This is a genomic window from Peredibacter starrii, from assembly GCF_034259205.1.
Taxonomy (GTDB): domain Bacteria; phylum Bdellovibrionota; class Bacteriovoracia; order Bacteriovoracales; family Bacteriovoracaceae; genus Peredibacter; species Peredibacter starrii.
Genome location: NZ_CP139487.1, coordinates 1,824,226 through 1,839,048 on the forward strand (window position 1 = coordinate 1,824,226; position 14,823 = coordinate 1,839,048).

Consider the following 14,823-nt stretch of genomic DNA (forward strand, 5'->3'; position numbering starts at 1 on the left):
TCTCCGATAAGAATTCATCACAAGAAGGGGTGGATATATGTTTGATCCAAAAACAAAAGTGCTAGTAGTCGACGATATGCTTACAATGAGAAAGATCGTAACAAAGATCCTAAGAGAGCTTGGTTTCACAGATATCGTGGAAGCGGCCGACGGTCTTGAAGCTTGGGAAAAAACAAAAGACGGTTCTGTTGGTCTGATCATCTCAGACTGGAACATGCCAAATTGTACAGGTCTTGATTTCTTGAAGCGTGTACGCGCTGATCAGAAACTTGGTAAAACTCCTTTTCTACTTGTGACAGCGGAAGCTGAAGGTCACCAGGTAGCAGAAGCAATTAAGAGTGGTGTTGACCAATATGTGGTGAAACCATTCTCTAAAGAAGGCCTTAAGGCCAAGTTAGAGCTTGCTTATAAGAAGTTCCAATCTAAAGCAGCTTAATTTGCATGGCGACGACTCCAGGTTTTCTTATCGAAAAGGCCGAAGGCTATACGGTAGTAAAGCTTTCGGGGAGCTTGGAGTTTCCGCACGCAAAGACTTTCGAGGGAGAAATCGATGGAATCTCTAACAATGCCGATGGTCACATCTTCATTAATTGTGAGCATCTTACGTCTTTTTCTAAGGACTGGATAAGAATCTTCCTTAGATTACAGATCAATCTGAAAAGTAATGAAAAATCTCTGAAGCTCATCCATGTGAGTCCGGGGTTGATGAATCTCCTCAAACGTGAGGGGATCGATTCTACCTTCAAAATCGCGCCAACTCTGAAGGACGCCTTGGATGAGTCCGGAGCTCCCCAAAAACGTTCTCTCGACACTGAATTCATCAATCCATTTCTGACCGCCACTTTGCATGTTCTAAATGTGCAGGCACAAATCACTGCGAAGGCAGGACCTATTTATAAAAAGAAAGCTACGGATTCTTTTTATGGAGATGTTTCTGGTGTGATTGGTATTGTGAGTGATGCGTTTAATGGTTCAGTGGTGATTAGTTTTCCTGAGCAGACTTTTTTAAAGATCATGTCCGGGATGCTGGGGGAAGAGTACACTGAAATCACCAAAGACATTCTGGATGGTGCCGGTGAAATTACCAACATGATTTTCGGTCAGGCGAAGGTCGTGCTGAACGAGAAGGGTTACGGGATTAAAACTGCTATTCCTTCTGTCGTCTCTGGTAAAGATCACTCTCTGCATGGGGTCACCAAAGGCCCGGTCATTGTCGTGCCATTTGAAAGCACAGGTGGCAATTTTTTTGTCGAAATTTGCTTATCCGCTTAAGTCAGTTAAGCGCGCCCTCTGCCTTTCTTTGATTCAAACCAAATTTTAAAATGATCAGATGCGGGAAGAAAGCAAAGCTTCTAACAGATCTGATTGGGGAACCTCATCTCGTACCGAAGAAGAACGGGTCTTTTTAGAGGGGCCCAAAGCTCGTTCAAATGAGTTTTACCACGCCTTTCGGGTGTTCTCCGAAATGATCCAGGGCTTTCGCACATTTCAATTCGTGGGCCCTTGTGTGACGGTCTTTGGCTCTGCCCGGTTTGATGAAAAGCATGAGTATTATCAGCTTGCCATGGAAATGGGCGAGGAGCTGGTCCGCAAAGGCTTTACCGTTATGACCGGCGGTGGACCGGGAATCATGGAAGCGGCCAATCGGGGGGCCAAAAAACTCGGTGGTTGCTCAGTTGGCTGCAACATTACTTTGCCCAAAGAGCAGCGTCCCAACGTCTATTTGGACGTCTGGATGGAGTTTAAATATTTTATGGTGAGAAAGTTCATGCTGGCCAAATACTCCTATGGCTTTGTGGCCATGCCGGGAGGTTTTGGAACCTTGGATGAACTTTTCGGCGTTCTCACTCTGATCCAGACCAAGAAAATTGAGGGGTTTCCAGTAGTATTAATCGGTACGGAATTCTGGAAGCCACTTCGAAATCTCATTGAAGAGCGTTTGGTTGAGGCGAAAACTATCAATCCAGAAGATACCAAAACGATTTTCTTTACCGACTCGCCTTTAGAGGCCGCAGAGTTTATCCAGGCAATTGCCACAGATCGTTTTCAACTCAAGATTCGCCCAATGAAAATCCTGGGTGAAAGGGCCATAAGACAGGCATAATTATTTTTTTATGGTCTTATTTTCTCTTTGCAAAAGACGATATTAACCATTATCTTCCACAGCCACGGAGAGAGCATGAAAGAACGATTTAAAACACCACACACTTTTGACATGAGCGAATACTTTTTCGGTCGCACATACGTTTTAGGTGGTCGTGATTACGATCGTGAAGAAAAAGAAATCAAGAAACTCCCTGAAATCGAAGTTCGCGGAGATAAAAAAATCTCTATGGAACTAGATTGGTCATTCCTAAAATCTCGTACCAGAACACGTCTTCGTTAATCCCTCTCATTTAGTGCGGATAGAAACCTTGCACATTGCTGGCCCACTGCCGGCGTCTCTACAATTGTGGTCATACGTCAAAAAACCTTTGCAAAGGAGCACGATATGGCCAAATTTTATTCAAGTGATTCCCCGCTCGAAGTTGACTCTGAATCATCTCACGCCTTAATCAGTCTGCGCGCAATCGGCGCAGGCCTCGTTATCAGCTTTTTCACCATGACCGGCCTTCTTGGCCTGGGTCTCGCTTTTGGAGGCATTGGGCTTGAAGATGGATTTTCCGCTAAAAGCGCCGGAGTCTTCACTGGTGTTTGGTTTATTGTTTCTGCATTAATCTCCATTTTCGTCGGCAGTTACTTTGCCGCTCGAGTTTCTAAGTTTCGTTTGGGCCGTGTGGGCTCCGCTCAAGGTCTCGTCATTGCGGCCTTGTTTCTAGGATTCTTCCTTTATCAAACTGTCGCCGCCATTAGCTCCGCCGGAAGTCTTGCTGGCTCCGCCATCGGAAAAACTGCGGGCGCTTTAGGTCAAGGTGCTTCAATGGCCTCTCAAAATGATGCCATAACCGGAACCCTACGCGGGATCACTCAAGACGCTTTAGGCGACTTGAATCTCCGTTCAAATCCAACTGAACTTGCTCAGTCCATTGGCGGACGTCTCCTTCGCGGTGATACCGAAGGTGCTAAAAACATCCTCGCTCGCGAAGCCGGCATCACTCCAACTGAGGCCGATTCAAGAATTGCTATCATGAAAAGCCAAGTTGATAAGGCCATGACTGATGCCCGTGAGGGTACAGCCACAGCTCTTAAATCAACTGGCTGGTCACTATTCTTGTTAGTGGCACTTGGTGCAATTGCTTCAATTCTAGGTGGGGCACTGGGATCAGTGGCCAACTTTAGAAGACCTCTCGTTCGAGAAGGTTATTTCAACCGCGAAGTTCGTGCTTAGTTTCAGGGCGGGTCAATCCCGCCCTTATTCTTGCTCGCTGATTGCAGGGTGAGCATAATATTCTCAGATTATCGTTGCTACTTGGTCCTCCCATTGAAAAGGGAAGAATATGGTCATAATGTAAATTGCGAACAGAACCGCAGTTGGTGCATTTTTTATCTCGCGCGTACACGTCTCTTTTTACGGAAGCTGGAATTGCTCTTCCTACTTTCGCTGGCGAAAGTGATTGTCTCGGTTTGGTCTGTTTGAATTTAGATTTCTCCACAGCCTTGATGGCCTCTTTCGCCATAAATTGCACGAGCTGATCCATGTCGAGATCTTTGCCGATTAGGTCTTTAAGTTTTTCAACATATGCCATCGTTTCATCAGTCAAAACAAATGCGACTTGTATTTTATCTTTTGAAACACGTTTCTTTTTATCTTTTGGTTTGTCTTCTTTGCCAGTTATTTCAAAAAGCTTTTTCTCACATTCGTTCTTAGTCAAATTCTCGACTTCTTTCAAAACCTCACGACGTTCATTTGGATCTTCAATGAATTGATTCACTAATGAAATATTCGTGAGATTTAAGCTTCCATCTTCGATTTTTGCTTCAATCTCGGGCATTTCTGCCAACGCTCGAGCGGCAACGATTCGTCTTTGGGCCGCGCCTTCTGAATAACCTAATTCATGTACGCAATAAGCGAAAAGCGACGAATATTTTAAGTCGCAATAGAGCTTTCTTCTCTCTATTTCTTTCAAGTGATGAAGAAGTTTAGTCGTGGCACTTCTTTCAGCGCTCACTAACTTTTTTGTGTCACCCAGTAAAATTTTATTTGCAAGATGTTTTAGTCTCATGCTAGAAAGATACGGAAATTGTACGGATATGTCAACTGCAAAAAAAGGAGGTTCAATTTCACTTCCGCCAGCGAAAGTAAAAAGTATGGCAAACCTTTAAGCCTCATCAGGTGATAGCAATATGTTAGAAAGGATTTCCTATTACTGGGGACAAAGTGGCTCCATGTAATTTCAGAGGTGTAAGTAGCTATCTGAATAGAATTGAACTATATCAGCGTCCATGAATTTGGAACGCAAGAGTTCACTCTACATTTTGGTAGCTTGTTTGCTGTGGGCATTGGACCTGCTGGTTCGTTATCCCATCTCGCTTAAAATGGGTTACGTGAGCATTGTGTTCATCGAGAGCTTTATTGGTTTATTCCTCGTTACTCCGTGGCTCATCAAAAATGGTAGAAAAGAGCTCGCAAAATTTTCTAAGAACGATTGGATTTTGGCGGTCTTTTTGGGTGGTATTGGAATGAGTGTGGCGGGATATTTATCGACTGCCTGTATTCAAAAGGCCTCACCGGGGACATTTTCATTCTTTCAGATTTTTCAGCCATTCTTTGTGATTTTTATGGCGGGAATTCTACTGAAGGAAAAGCTAGATAATCAATATCTGTACTGGGGAATTTGGGTGCTTCTAAGTGCGGTTCTGATTTTTTCTCAGGATCTGGAACTTATGTTTACGAGCCAGGAAATGATTGTTGGTGATTTTCTGATTGCGCTTTCGACCATGCTGATTTGGGGCCTTTGTACGATTGCTGCGAAAAAGCTTTTGCAAAAGCATAGTCCAGAAGCACTAGTGGCCGTGAGATGGGCATTTGCATTTATCTTTGCGGTGATAATTCTTTTGGGTGAAAAAGAGCGACCGGCATTTGATATTCTTTTCCAGTGGGAAGTGGGAATTAGATTTTTATTTATTGGAGCGATTGCAGGAATTGCGTCGATGTACTTTTACTATTCAGGACTTAAAAATCTTCCGGCCGGAAAAGTTTCAATTTTTGAACTTTCTTTCCCGGCGTTTGGAATGATTTTTTCGGCGATTTATACTTTTGAAAGCCTGACGATTTTTCAAATCGTAGGAGCTACTTCATTCTTTATGTTCATTCTGTTCATGCTTTCGAGGCAGGAATCAGAGCGAGCCACCGTAAAAACACGTTAATTCGGGTTTAGCACCCAGTTTTAAAATTGTGTTGGTGTTGAATGGAAGTGGATAATTGAGTTTATGTCCGTGGCCACAAGGCAGACCCTTAAGCACTGGGTAAGGCACGCGGGCAGCAAATCGTTTCATTGCCACGAGTGAAAGATCACGACCGTCTTTTTCCAATCCCTCTGTGAAATCTCCAAAGACCACGGCCTTGAGGCCCTTATCGATGAGTTTTGCCTGAACCATTTGTTCAAGCATGCGATCGATAGAGTAGCCACGTTCCGCCACGTCCTCGATGAAAAGGATTTTTCCTTTAGCATCAAGTTCCCAAGCGGTACCAAGGGAAGACTGAATAATGCGCAGGTTTCCGCCCACGATTGAACCCTTCACGAGTTTGGTATCGCGGGCGAGATCGTTCAATGGTTTGAGATTTTTGAACACGCGTTCCTGACGTTCGCCGTAGATCATTTGGGTCAAAAATTTGCGATCCACGGTATTTTTGTTCTCAGGAGAGAGCTGGCTAATCGTGCGTCCATGAATGGTGGGCCAGTTCCACTGCTTGTTGAAAAACATGTGAAGGGAAGTGATGTCACTGAACCCTACGAAGAGCTTTGGTCTTTTTGGCGGACGAAGCTTCAGGAGGTGAGGGATCAGGCGCATACTGCCGTAACCGCCGCGAAGGCACCAAATGGCCTTGGAGTCGGAGTAGATGGCGTTTTTTAAATGCTCAAGTTGAGTTTTTAAAGGAGCAGCGAAGAACACGTCAGTGTTGATCATGCCAGGTTGCACGCGAGGAATAAGTCCAACAGAGCGGACCCACTCAATTCCATTGTCCATTTTCTCCAAAGGAGAGTTGGAAGCGGGAGCAATAATGTCGACGATGTCGTTTTTTTCGAGGAACTGCCAAGTAGATTTTTTCATGAATCTATTTTGGACTATTTGATTCCCCAGGTCTCGAAAATTTTGCTCGAACGGAAGAATTCTCGGTAAACGCAAGCACGGTCATTGAGATCGAGCTTGAAAGTCTCCTGAGAAATAGTAAGGCTTTCCGGTCCGCCATTGACCATTGAATTGAGTTTCATACCAACACACAGATTGGTGTTCACATAGTTTTGGGCGTCCGGCACCGATAAAAGGAGGAAGCAAAGTTCAGTACGAGCATAGCGTTTGGCGCGAGCAATTGTGCCCTTTGAAGTACGCTCTTCGAACTCGAGTTTAGACAGAATGCGATTGATGTTCTTTCCGAAGATATCAGCGAATGAATTAAGGTTACTGATCGTCACGGGCTGAGCACGGTTAATGTCCGCACGGATCAGGGCGAGGTTATCAGTGCCGCTCATCTTAGTGATGGTTTCCGTGAAGCGTTCGGCAGCAAGGAGCTGGGCCACGACCACTTGGTCTTCTGGAGGACTGTTCTCTAAAAGCTCAAGAAGGGCGAGGCGCACGATCATATCCATACGGGATTGAATCACCACAGTTCCGTATTGCAACTGAGCGAGGTCATAGATCGCCTCAACCGGAGAATTACCATGAATCTTGTCGTTCATGATGATGGCGTTTTCAGTGATGGTATAGATTTCTTTTAGCTTCTCAAGTGTGCTGGCGTAGAGCTTCGTAAAAGCAATGTCACGCTCACGCGGAGGATTTGCTTCGAGAAACTCAGTTAAGCGCTTCAGAGAATCCATCGGAGAAATTTTCCAACGGTTTCCAGTGCGGTCATAGGCACTTGAAAGAGTTTGAAGAGCATCTGGTTGAAGAACTTGTGTAAGCTCCTGGTTCACACGGTTACGCGCTCGAGCGATCCATTCAATGTAGTTTTTAAGAACATCATCCAGGGTCGGGTTAAAACCCGGAGGTTTTACCCAAGCGTCGATAGTGTAGTAGGCACCAACAGTGTCACGGATATCGCGGTTATCATCTAGTCCGATTAAGAAATAGGGAGAGTAGCCGTAAGAGAGCACGTCATAGAATGGGTTTCTAAAACTGGTTTCAGTCGGGGGAATAAGTGACTTAATAATACTGCGAAGGAAGTTCCAGCGTTCATTTAGATCAGTATAGCCCTGATAGATCTTACGGTTTTCTTCGATGAGACCAAGGCCGTAGGCCTCAAGTGATCGAACGAAATTTTCGCGGGTAAATACGTTACTCTGGCGGCTGGCGTCCGCGGTGGTTGTTGGAGTCACACCACTTCTGATTTTGTTTAACCATTCGATCAGAACTGGAATCTCGCGATCATTCAAACGAATGGCCGCACCAAGACCTGAGCCAATGATGGGATATTGTCTTTGGTTGGCCTTGAATACCAGGAAAGACTCTGCGTCTCGCATCTGGCACCAGCGGTCTGACATTGTTTCAAGAGCACACTTATAGGCCTCGACCGCAATTGAGTTATCCGAGATGTTTCTGATTTCGCGGCTTGAGCGGTAACGTCTCACTCCTTCGATGGTTTCACCCATGAAAGCGGCACCGGCGGTAAGACCAATTCCTAAAACCGGGTTAACCACTGATACGGTGGCACCAATTGAAGAAACAACTGAAGTCGCAGTATTAAGAACAGTCGGGTGCTTAGAGATACATTTCTGGTTGCCGCTAATTTGAGCGAATGTTGCATTAGCAGTGAGGACCACATTGCTTAGAGCGGTGACCTTGTCCTGACTAAGCAATTCATACTGGGCCTTATCACGGCCAAGAAGGCCCGCGCGAGTGACCTGAAGATCACGAAGAGTCTTGTTGATTTCAGCGAGAGTAGTCGAATTAGACGTTTGAGAAATTTGCAGAAGAAGTTCTTGTTCTTGAGAATTTAGTTCCGCGATTTTTGATTGCGTTTCGTTGGTCTTCTCTAGGTTCTGAAGTTGTTGAGTAAGAATTCCCAGTTGGGCCACGGCCCCGCCAACGCTTCGGCAATCTGGATCCTGAGAAATACTCTTTAGCGCTTCAATCAGAGCAGTTGAATCAGCAAGAGCAGCGCGAGTCCATTCACCTTGTGTGCGACAGTTGGCCGAAAAATAAGTGAGGAGATCTCTGCCAGGAATTTCCTCGGCAAATACTTGTCCAGAGACCAACATGATCAAAACAAAAAGAGACTTCATCATAGATGGGCGTTCTATCAAAAATGAGAAGACTTTCTGAACTAAAAAATCCTGCGGTTTGGAAAATATTTATGGTTTAAGGTATTGAAAATAGGAACCCAGAAGCTTCGCCTGGGCTTCATCTGTCCAGCGGTCTCCGAGGTGCAGATGTCTTTCCGGTACGATGCCGTACTTTCCTTTAAGAATCTCGGAAATCCTAGGGTGAGGTTTAAGTTCCTGGGTCTCTTTTAAGCAATCGATGACAGTACCTTCTAGGCCCAGTTTTCTGAGCTTCACGGCACCTCCGTGATCGGTTAGAAAGTAGACGTCCTTCTGGAGTGAACGAAGCCAAAGACGAAGTTCAAGCGGGACCAGTGTTTCATCCAAAAGTGATTCGAGATAGGTCTCAAATTCAGCAACGTCAGAAGGAAGAATCTCAACCATCTGACCTTTACGGCGGTTCTCCCATTTCTTTCTGATTTGAAGAAAGCGCAGAGAGCGAATTGGTGAGCGGAAAAAGTTTTTTCTCCAACGAGCTTCCACCGTTTTCAAAGGATAAAGTGTTCCATCGATATCAAAGGATACCGAACGAATCTCGTGAGCTTCGATAAAGAGACTCAGCTCTTTTAATTTATCGGAGAGGCTTTTCATAAAGTGGCATGACCTTAAACTGTGATTCCCATTTTACTTTTTGACCCATGAGTTCCGCAAAGGCAGAAACACTAAGGGCCTCAACCTTCAGTGGCAACAAACGACCTGACTGAATTTTAGAGCTGTATTCCGAATTAATCGAACACAGAATTTCGTTCGCAGCTACTTCAAGTTGGGGGAACTCTTTCTTTGGTCCAATTAAATTCAAAACGTATTGGGCCTGATCGCCAAGCATGCGGCCATATAATGAAAGGTAAAGGTCTTCCAGACCAAAACGTTTTCGTAGTTTCTGATAGAGAAGAAGGCACTGATCTTCAGAGATTTTCTCTCCTGTCATTGAGGCCGTGACATTTCTTCGACGTTTGAAGCGAAGGTCAGGTAGCCCATTCACAAAACCAACAACTTCAAATTCATCCTGAGTATCGTATCGATCAAGTCCCCAAATGTCGCTGATAATAAGAGTGTAGGTCTCATTTACTTCCAATTCGCGAACGATCTCTCCGTCTTTTAAAAACTCTGGCGCCACACCTTTCATCGTCGGAAGAAAATGCAATTTCCCTTTCACGCGATGAGGGAGAGTCTCGATGGTTTCTGTGCTCATCGAATACATCGGAATGAAAACTAGTTTCGGATATTTCTCTCGCAGTCTTTCCAGAAAAGGGGCCACGTAACCACCGTCCCAGGTAATCATACCTATGAGATCAGGAGCGAGCGCCTCAAGAGAAAATTTCTCTTCTTGGATGAGTTTTTCTAAACGCTGAGAACCATCAGTGAGACGCAGGAGTTCTGAATTCTTTAAACACTTCTTTAAGCTCTCTCGAATGAGGGGCCATTCATTTTGAACTTCATCTAAAAAATGCGTCAGAGTTGAAGGATTGGTGGCGTAGAAAAATCGAGGAGAGGTCACCGCAATAAGTGCCACTCGGGTTGAAAGAAGACCAATTTCGCGACGAAGTTGATGGCCCGCGGGAGTGGTCAGAAAACGGTAAGGGGCCTGCAAGAGCTCCACCAAATTTGGTTCCTTGTCTTGAAGCATACCTGAGGTAAGAGATGAATCATCGTCTACCGAGGAAAAGACAAAGAAGGTCTTTCGTCCTCTATAAGGAGAAGTCAAAGTGATCATACTTTTAAGAAACGTTTTCTGCACGAGTTTCATTCGAGTGGCAGTGTAGGGAACGGTCTTCGGAACATTTCTCGTGCCGGAGGTTTGTGCAATAAAGATTTTCTCACCGCTTTGGCGGGCCATTCTTTGGAGGCGCTCTTTTTGATTTTCAAACCCAGAGGGCATAGTATTGGAAGAGAAGTGATTGTTCCGCTTACGTACGAGCCAATTTTCTACCTGAATGACTTTCGCCAAGAAAAAGAAAACAATTCGTAAGAGTTCTCTTAGAAAAGCATTACGAATCGAGTTCATGGAGAATTTCCTGAAACTCAGATTGAAATTTATCAAGAAGCTCCTGAGCATCTTTTCTTGCAACCGTTTCATCAAAGGTCAGTGTCACGTAAGTCTGATTATCTTTAGTAAAAGCAAAAATACCTCCATGATGTTTTTCATGAAGGTTTGTAATGCCATAAAGGGTCTTTATTCCCCTAAATCGATTCAGGCGATCTTCCAGATGAGAAAGAGAGATCGTTCCCCAATCGGCCCAAGGTCGGTTAAGCCAAAGTTTCAAAAGTTTTTGATTGAGGGGAGTGAGATTCAATGTCAGAGGCGGAAGAGCAACTTCACCACTATGGAAGGCCTCAATCTTCTGACGTCGGATGTGCTTCAATTCTTCTCTAAGTGTTATCTTCTTTCGACTTGGATAAAGTCTCATGCGTGATAATCCATTTCCAAATCCCTGCCAAAAAATCTTTCGGACATTCACTGGGATCCAAAGGGCCTTAGCACGATGAGGTAGGCTGCGAAGTAGGGCGAGGCTCAAGATATCATTCAGGACGAGCCCTTCCGGAAGTTCCGGGTGAGTCAGTGTCAGAGTAATAAACTGCCGTTTGTCGGTTACTGCGAGATGATTCATCCACCCCTTCGTGGGAAGAACATTTCTGTAAGGCGAATCTTTTTTAGGCGGAAGTTTTCGATAGGCAATTTCACCTTCAATACCATGGCCCGTAAGCAGGACCTCGAGAAAAAGGAGCATAGATAGAGCATCACCCAGATAGTGAGACATCTTCAGTGCGAGGGTCTTCTCATGAATGATTCCCAACTCAAGTTGAAATTTATCCTGAAGAGGGACAAGTGAGAATTCTTCGAGAGAATGATAAGTATTAAGGAAAACCGGAAATTTATTCGTCTCAGGATAAAGCTTCTGCGCGATCTGAATCCGCTCAAGGATTAATTTCTGTGAGGGAATCGTGGTCAACTCAATGGCAATGATACAATCCATTCTGCGAATGGAACCGGCACCCAGCTCAATGAGATCACTTAAAAGCCTCGATCTCATAATCGGATGATGTCGCGTTTAAACACCGGTCCTTTTTTAATATAAGGACGAAGCTGCAGCCAACCCAAGTGCGGCCTCATATGATGAGCTCGGTGCATAGAAAGACCGAGCGTGAACCAATACATGAGTGCTCCATGATAATCATGCGAGCGTACTTCCTGTGGTCCAACTTCATGCCCTTCGTGGGTCTTAACTGCGAAAGGGTACCAGAGTAAAAAAGAATTCAGGATCTGCGCTGGTACGAGTCCTAAGAGCACGCGCTCCCATCCTACGAAATAAGAAATAGTTCCAAAAATAGCGAAGTAGACCACGTAGCTTAGAAGAATTTCTAAAATCACCGACTGAGAAAGCAAAGAATTGTTTTTAAGCCACATGATCCAGTGGTGAGGCATTGCAAGGGCCCTTCCCGGAAACTGCCACCAGTGATCCATCTTTAATAAGAGATCCGGATCTTTTCCATCCTCATTAGTAAATGAATGATGATAGCGATGAGTGATTCGAAATTGAGCATTTGGAACCGCGATAGGGATAAAGCTTATTCGCCCCCACCAGATGTTTTGAAGTTTAGTGTCTCCTAAAACTCCATGCGAAGCTTCGTGTCCCATTACTCCACATAAAAAAAGGAGGTAAGCACGAAAAAGGACATCCAGAATCCAAAGGGCCCCGGTTGGAGTCCAGAAGTATTGGGCAAGCGAAACCACCACCAGAGCGATGATAATTCCACGATTGATAACGATATTTTGAAGGCGTTCCAGTTTTTGCATGGGCCGGACTCTACCATGAGAGGCAATTCAAGGGCCTTACGCTGTATTTTTAACACAACCCGCTATAAAAATCGGGTCTTTACAATAAGATAGGAAGCGAATAGGATAATTGCAAATGACTTGCAAATTAGGGATACCGATGAAAGCTACTGTAATTTTACCTCTCGCTCTTTACGCCTCTTACTCACTTGCTCATGAAACAAAACTTGAAGAAATTGAAGTTATCGAACACGAAGAGACCCAAGGTCTCGTTGATTTCGTACCGAGTGTGACGAAGTTAACTGGTGCTGAACTTACAAAAAAACGTCAACCAAGTATTGGTGACACTCTCTCAAGTGAAGCAGGAATTCAAAGCACACAATTTGGACCGAACGCCAGCCGTCCGGTGATTCGTGGTCTTGATGGAGATCGCGTTCGTATTCTTCAAAACAGCCTTGGTACTCTGGATGCTTCAACTCAGAGTTTAGATCACGCTATTCCAGTAGATGTTTTGACGATTGATCAGATGGAAATCGTTCGCGGGCCAATGAGTCTTCTTTACGGAGCTTCAGCGGTGGGTGGTGTAGTGAATCTCGTGACCAATCGTATTCACTATAATTATGAAGAGGGCTTCTTCTCGAAGTTTCTTGTTCAAGGCGAGACTGTTAATAACGGTCTAAGCTCGGCCGCTCATTTGAACTACGGTAAAGATAAGTGGATGTTCCATGTTGATGGTTCAACCAGAAATCTAGGTGACACTGAAATTCCGGGATACGCTCGTTCAAGTAAACTTCGTCAGACGGATCCTCAACCGAACGAAGCGAAAGATAAACTTCCTAACAGTTTTAACCAACAGGACAACATAGCCGTTGGTGTTTCGAAGATTTTTGATCGCGGATACGCAGGTGTTTCATTTAATCACTTCAATACTTTTTACGGTTCAGTTGCTGATCCTGAAGTAAGTATTGATATGACTCAAAACCGTTTTGAATTTCACGGTGAATACCGTCCGGAGTCTTCTTCAATTCGTAAGATTAAATTGAAGTCGGCCCAGTCTGATTATTTCCATAAAGAGCTTGAAGGTTCTGAAACAGGAACCGTGTTCCGTAACCGCGGAAATGAAACTCGCCTCGAAGGTATTAACAAAAACGGGAATGTTCGTGGAGTTTCAGGGATTCAAACTCAAATCTTTAATTTCAGCGCTAAAGGTGAGGAAGCTTTCCTTCCGACTTCCGACAATACAAAGCTTTCTCTCTTCACTTTCCAGGAAATTGATTACGGGAAAAACGCGCTTCGTTTTGGTGCTCGTTTAGAAAACTCTGATATCAAGAAAAAAGCGTCTGACAACTTTGGCCCAAGTGATGAGAAGAGCTATCTGGGAATGAACGCTTCTCTAGGTCACTGTTATGATTTCTCTAAGTCAAATACACTTGAGACGTCTCTTTCATATACTGAGAGAGCGCCAAACTTCCAGGAACTCTATGCTAGTGGTGCTCACCTTGCGACTGGGATTTTTGAACAAGGGGATTCGCAGTTAACGAAAGAGAAGGCGACAGCAGTTGAAGTGACTTATAAAAGCCGTACGGACAAAAACCAATTCACGGCCAGTGTTTACTCTCAAGTATTCAAAAACTACATTGCTTTAAATCCTACCGGTGTAGTGGATGTAGATAGCGGTCTTTTTATCTCTGAATACGATCAAGTAGATGCTTTGTTCTACGGTCTTGATCTTGATAACAAGAGCGAGCTTAAAAAGACTGATAAAGGTGCCATTAACCTTATTGGTAAGTTTGACTTCGTTCGTGCAAAGAACACGGATGATGGTTCAAACCTTCCACGCATTTCTCCGCCAAGAGTAACTGCGGGTCTTGAGTACGCGACTGATAAGTGGACTGTGGATGGGGAAGTTCAGTACGTTGCTGAACAGACTAAGACAGCTCCAAACGAAACAAGAACTGCTGATTACACGCTGACAAACATTGGTTATAGCTACAATATCGTTGGAAACCTGACATCACTTAATCTCTTCGCACGCGTAAGAAACCTATTTGATGTGGAAGCACGTAACCACGTCTCAACGCTTAAAGATATTGCTCCACTTCCTGGACGCAACTTTATCGCAGGCGCTCAATTTCAATTCTAAGACTTAGAACATTTGGAACAAACACCGGTGAACTCAAGCCGGTGTTCCATATCTTTGAAACCCAGTTTTGCAATGGCCTTCTCAAAGGGGCCCAGATCACAGTGTTCGATGGACTGAATGTCCCCGCAAACGCGGCAACGAACATGATGGTGGTGATGGTGATGATGATCGTGATGATCATGCTTGTCCTGAACCAATTCATAACGAAAGAAACCTTCGTCTAAATTTACTTCGTGGACCAAGTGCTTTTCTTTGTACTGAGTGATACTGCGGAAAACGGTTGAAACGTCACAGGTCTCATCCAGTTTCCCGTGAATTTCTGGAACGGACAGGGGCTTCTGAGATTCAGAAAGAATCTGAAGGATCTTGATCTTCACCTTGGTCCTATTGAGACCCTTCTCGGTCAGTAGATCCTTAGCGGCCGCTTCAGTTAAATGTTCATGTCCACAATTTTTTCCCATGGCCATACCTTAGCATTATAATAG

General features: G+C 44.5%; 15 protein-coding genes. 7 read left to right on the forward strand and 8 right to left on the reverse strand.

Translation table 11 applies throughout. The features are described 5' to 3' along the window. Positions 1-37: 37 nt before the first annotated feature. From SOO65_RS09235 to SOO65_RS09255, 5 genes are all read left to right on the forward strand, one after another. Entirely contained in the window at positions 38-436 is a 399-nt protein-coding gene (locus tag SOO65_RS09235) for a response regulator (protein ID WP_321399624.1), read from the forward strand. A gap of 5 nt (positions 437-441) precedes the next feature. Further along, the gene (locus tag SOO65_RS09240; protein WP_321399625.1) at positions 442-1,272 is read left to right on the forward strand and encodes a chemotaxis protein CheX; all 831 of its coding nucleotides are present in this window, start codon (positions 442-444) and stop codon (positions 1,270-1,272) included. Between the two features lie 58 nt (positions 1,273-1,330). Further along, the gene (locus SOO65_RS09245; protein ID WP_321399626.1) at positions 1,331-2,104 is read left to right on the forward strand and encodes an LOG family protein; all 774 of its coding nucleotides are present in this window, start codon (positions 1,331-1,333) and stop codon (positions 2,102-2,104) included. A 75-nt stretch (positions 2,105-2,179) separates the two neighbouring features. Beyond that, positions 2,180-2,386, forward strand: a complete 207-nt coding sequence (locus SOO65_RS09250; protein ID WP_321399628.1) for a hypothetical protein — start codon at positions 2,180-2,182, stop codon at positions 2,384-2,386. Between the two features lie 105 nt (positions 2,387-2,491). Continuing rightward, entirely contained in the window at positions 2,492-3,328 is an 837-nt protein-coding gene (locus SOO65_RS09255) for a hypothetical protein (protein ID WP_321399630.1), read from the forward strand. Here SOO65_RS09255 and SOO65_RS09260 read toward each other — a convergent pair. Continuing rightward, positions 3,306-4,163: an HNH endonuclease gene (locus tag SOO65_RS09260; RefSeq protein WP_321399632.1), complete on the reverse strand. Its 858-nt coding sequence runs from the start codon at positions 4,161-4,163 to the stop codon at positions 3,306-3,308. The genes SOO65_RS09255 and SOO65_RS09260 overlap by 23 nt on opposite strands. 220 nt (positions 4,164-4,383) lie before the next feature. Between SOO65_RS09260 and SOO65_RS09265 the strand changes: the two genes are divergently transcribed. Next, entirely contained in the window at positions 4,384-5,307 is a 924-nt protein-coding gene (locus tag SOO65_RS09265) for a DMT family transporter (RefSeq protein WP_321399634.1), read from the forward strand. On the opposite strand, the gene SOO65_RS09270 is transcribed toward SOO65_RS09265, so the two are convergent. The 6 genes from SOO65_RS09270 to SOO65_RS09295 form a co-directional block, all read right to left on the reverse strand. After that, positions 5,278-6,213 (reverse strand): LD-carboxypeptidase, encoded by a 936-nt coding sequence (locus SOO65_RS09270; RefSeq protein WP_321399636.1) that lies wholly within the window; start codon positions 6,211-6,213, stop codon positions 5,278-5,280. The genes SOO65_RS09265 and SOO65_RS09270 overlap by 30 nt on opposite strands. A 14-nt stretch (positions 6,214-6,227) precedes the next feature. Beyond that, on the reverse strand, positions 6,228-8,384 hold the full coding sequence (locus SOO65_RS09275) for a hypothetical protein (RefSeq protein ID WP_321399638.1): 2,157 nt from the start codon (positions 8,382-8,384) through the stop codon (positions 6,228-6,230). 66 nt (positions 8,385-8,450) lie between these two features. Continuing rightward, positions 8,451-9,011 (reverse strand): HAD family hydrolase, encoded by a 561-nt coding sequence (locus SOO65_RS09280; protein WP_321399640.1) that lies wholly within the window; start codon positions 9,009-9,011, stop codon positions 8,451-8,453. Further along, positions 8,992-10,425: a GH3 domain-containing protein gene (locus SOO65_RS09285; RefSeq protein ID WP_321399641.1), complete on the reverse strand. Its 1,434-nt coding sequence runs from the start codon at positions 10,423-10,425 to the stop codon at positions 8,992-8,994. The genes SOO65_RS09280 and SOO65_RS09285 overlap by 20 nt, the downstream gene beginning before the upstream one ends. Next, on the reverse strand, positions 10,409-11,452 hold the full coding sequence (locus SOO65_RS09290) for a hypothetical protein (RefSeq protein ID WP_321399643.1): 1,044 nt from the start codon (positions 11,450-11,452) through the stop codon (positions 10,409-10,411). Before SOO65_RS09290 ends, SOO65_RS09285 begins: the two co-directional genes overlap by 17 nt. Beyond that, a complete protein-coding gene (locus SOO65_RS09295) occupies positions 11,449-12,216 on the reverse strand; it encodes a fatty acid desaturase family protein (protein WP_321399645.1) in 768 nt (255 codons plus the stop codon). Before SOO65_RS09295 ends, SOO65_RS09290 begins: the two co-directional genes overlap by 4 nt. Before the next feature lie 139 nt (positions 12,217-12,355). On the opposite strand from SOO65_RS09295, the gene SOO65_RS09300 reads away from it, so the two are divergent. Then, on the forward strand, positions 12,356-14,338 hold the full coding sequence (locus tag SOO65_RS09300; protein ID WP_321399648.1) for a TonB-dependent receptor: 1,983 nt from the start codon (positions 12,356-12,358) through the stop codon (positions 14,336-14,338). On the opposite strand, the gene SOO65_RS09305 is transcribed toward SOO65_RS09300, so the two are convergent. Then, complete coding sequence (locus SOO65_RS09305) at positions 14,335-14,805, reverse strand: Fur family transcriptional regulator (RefSeq protein ID WP_321399650.1); 471 nt, start codon at positions 14,803-14,805, stop codon at positions 14,335-14,337. The genes SOO65_RS09300 and SOO65_RS09305 overlap by 4 nt on opposite strands. Between the last annotated feature and the right edge of the window lie 18 nt (positions 14,806-14,823).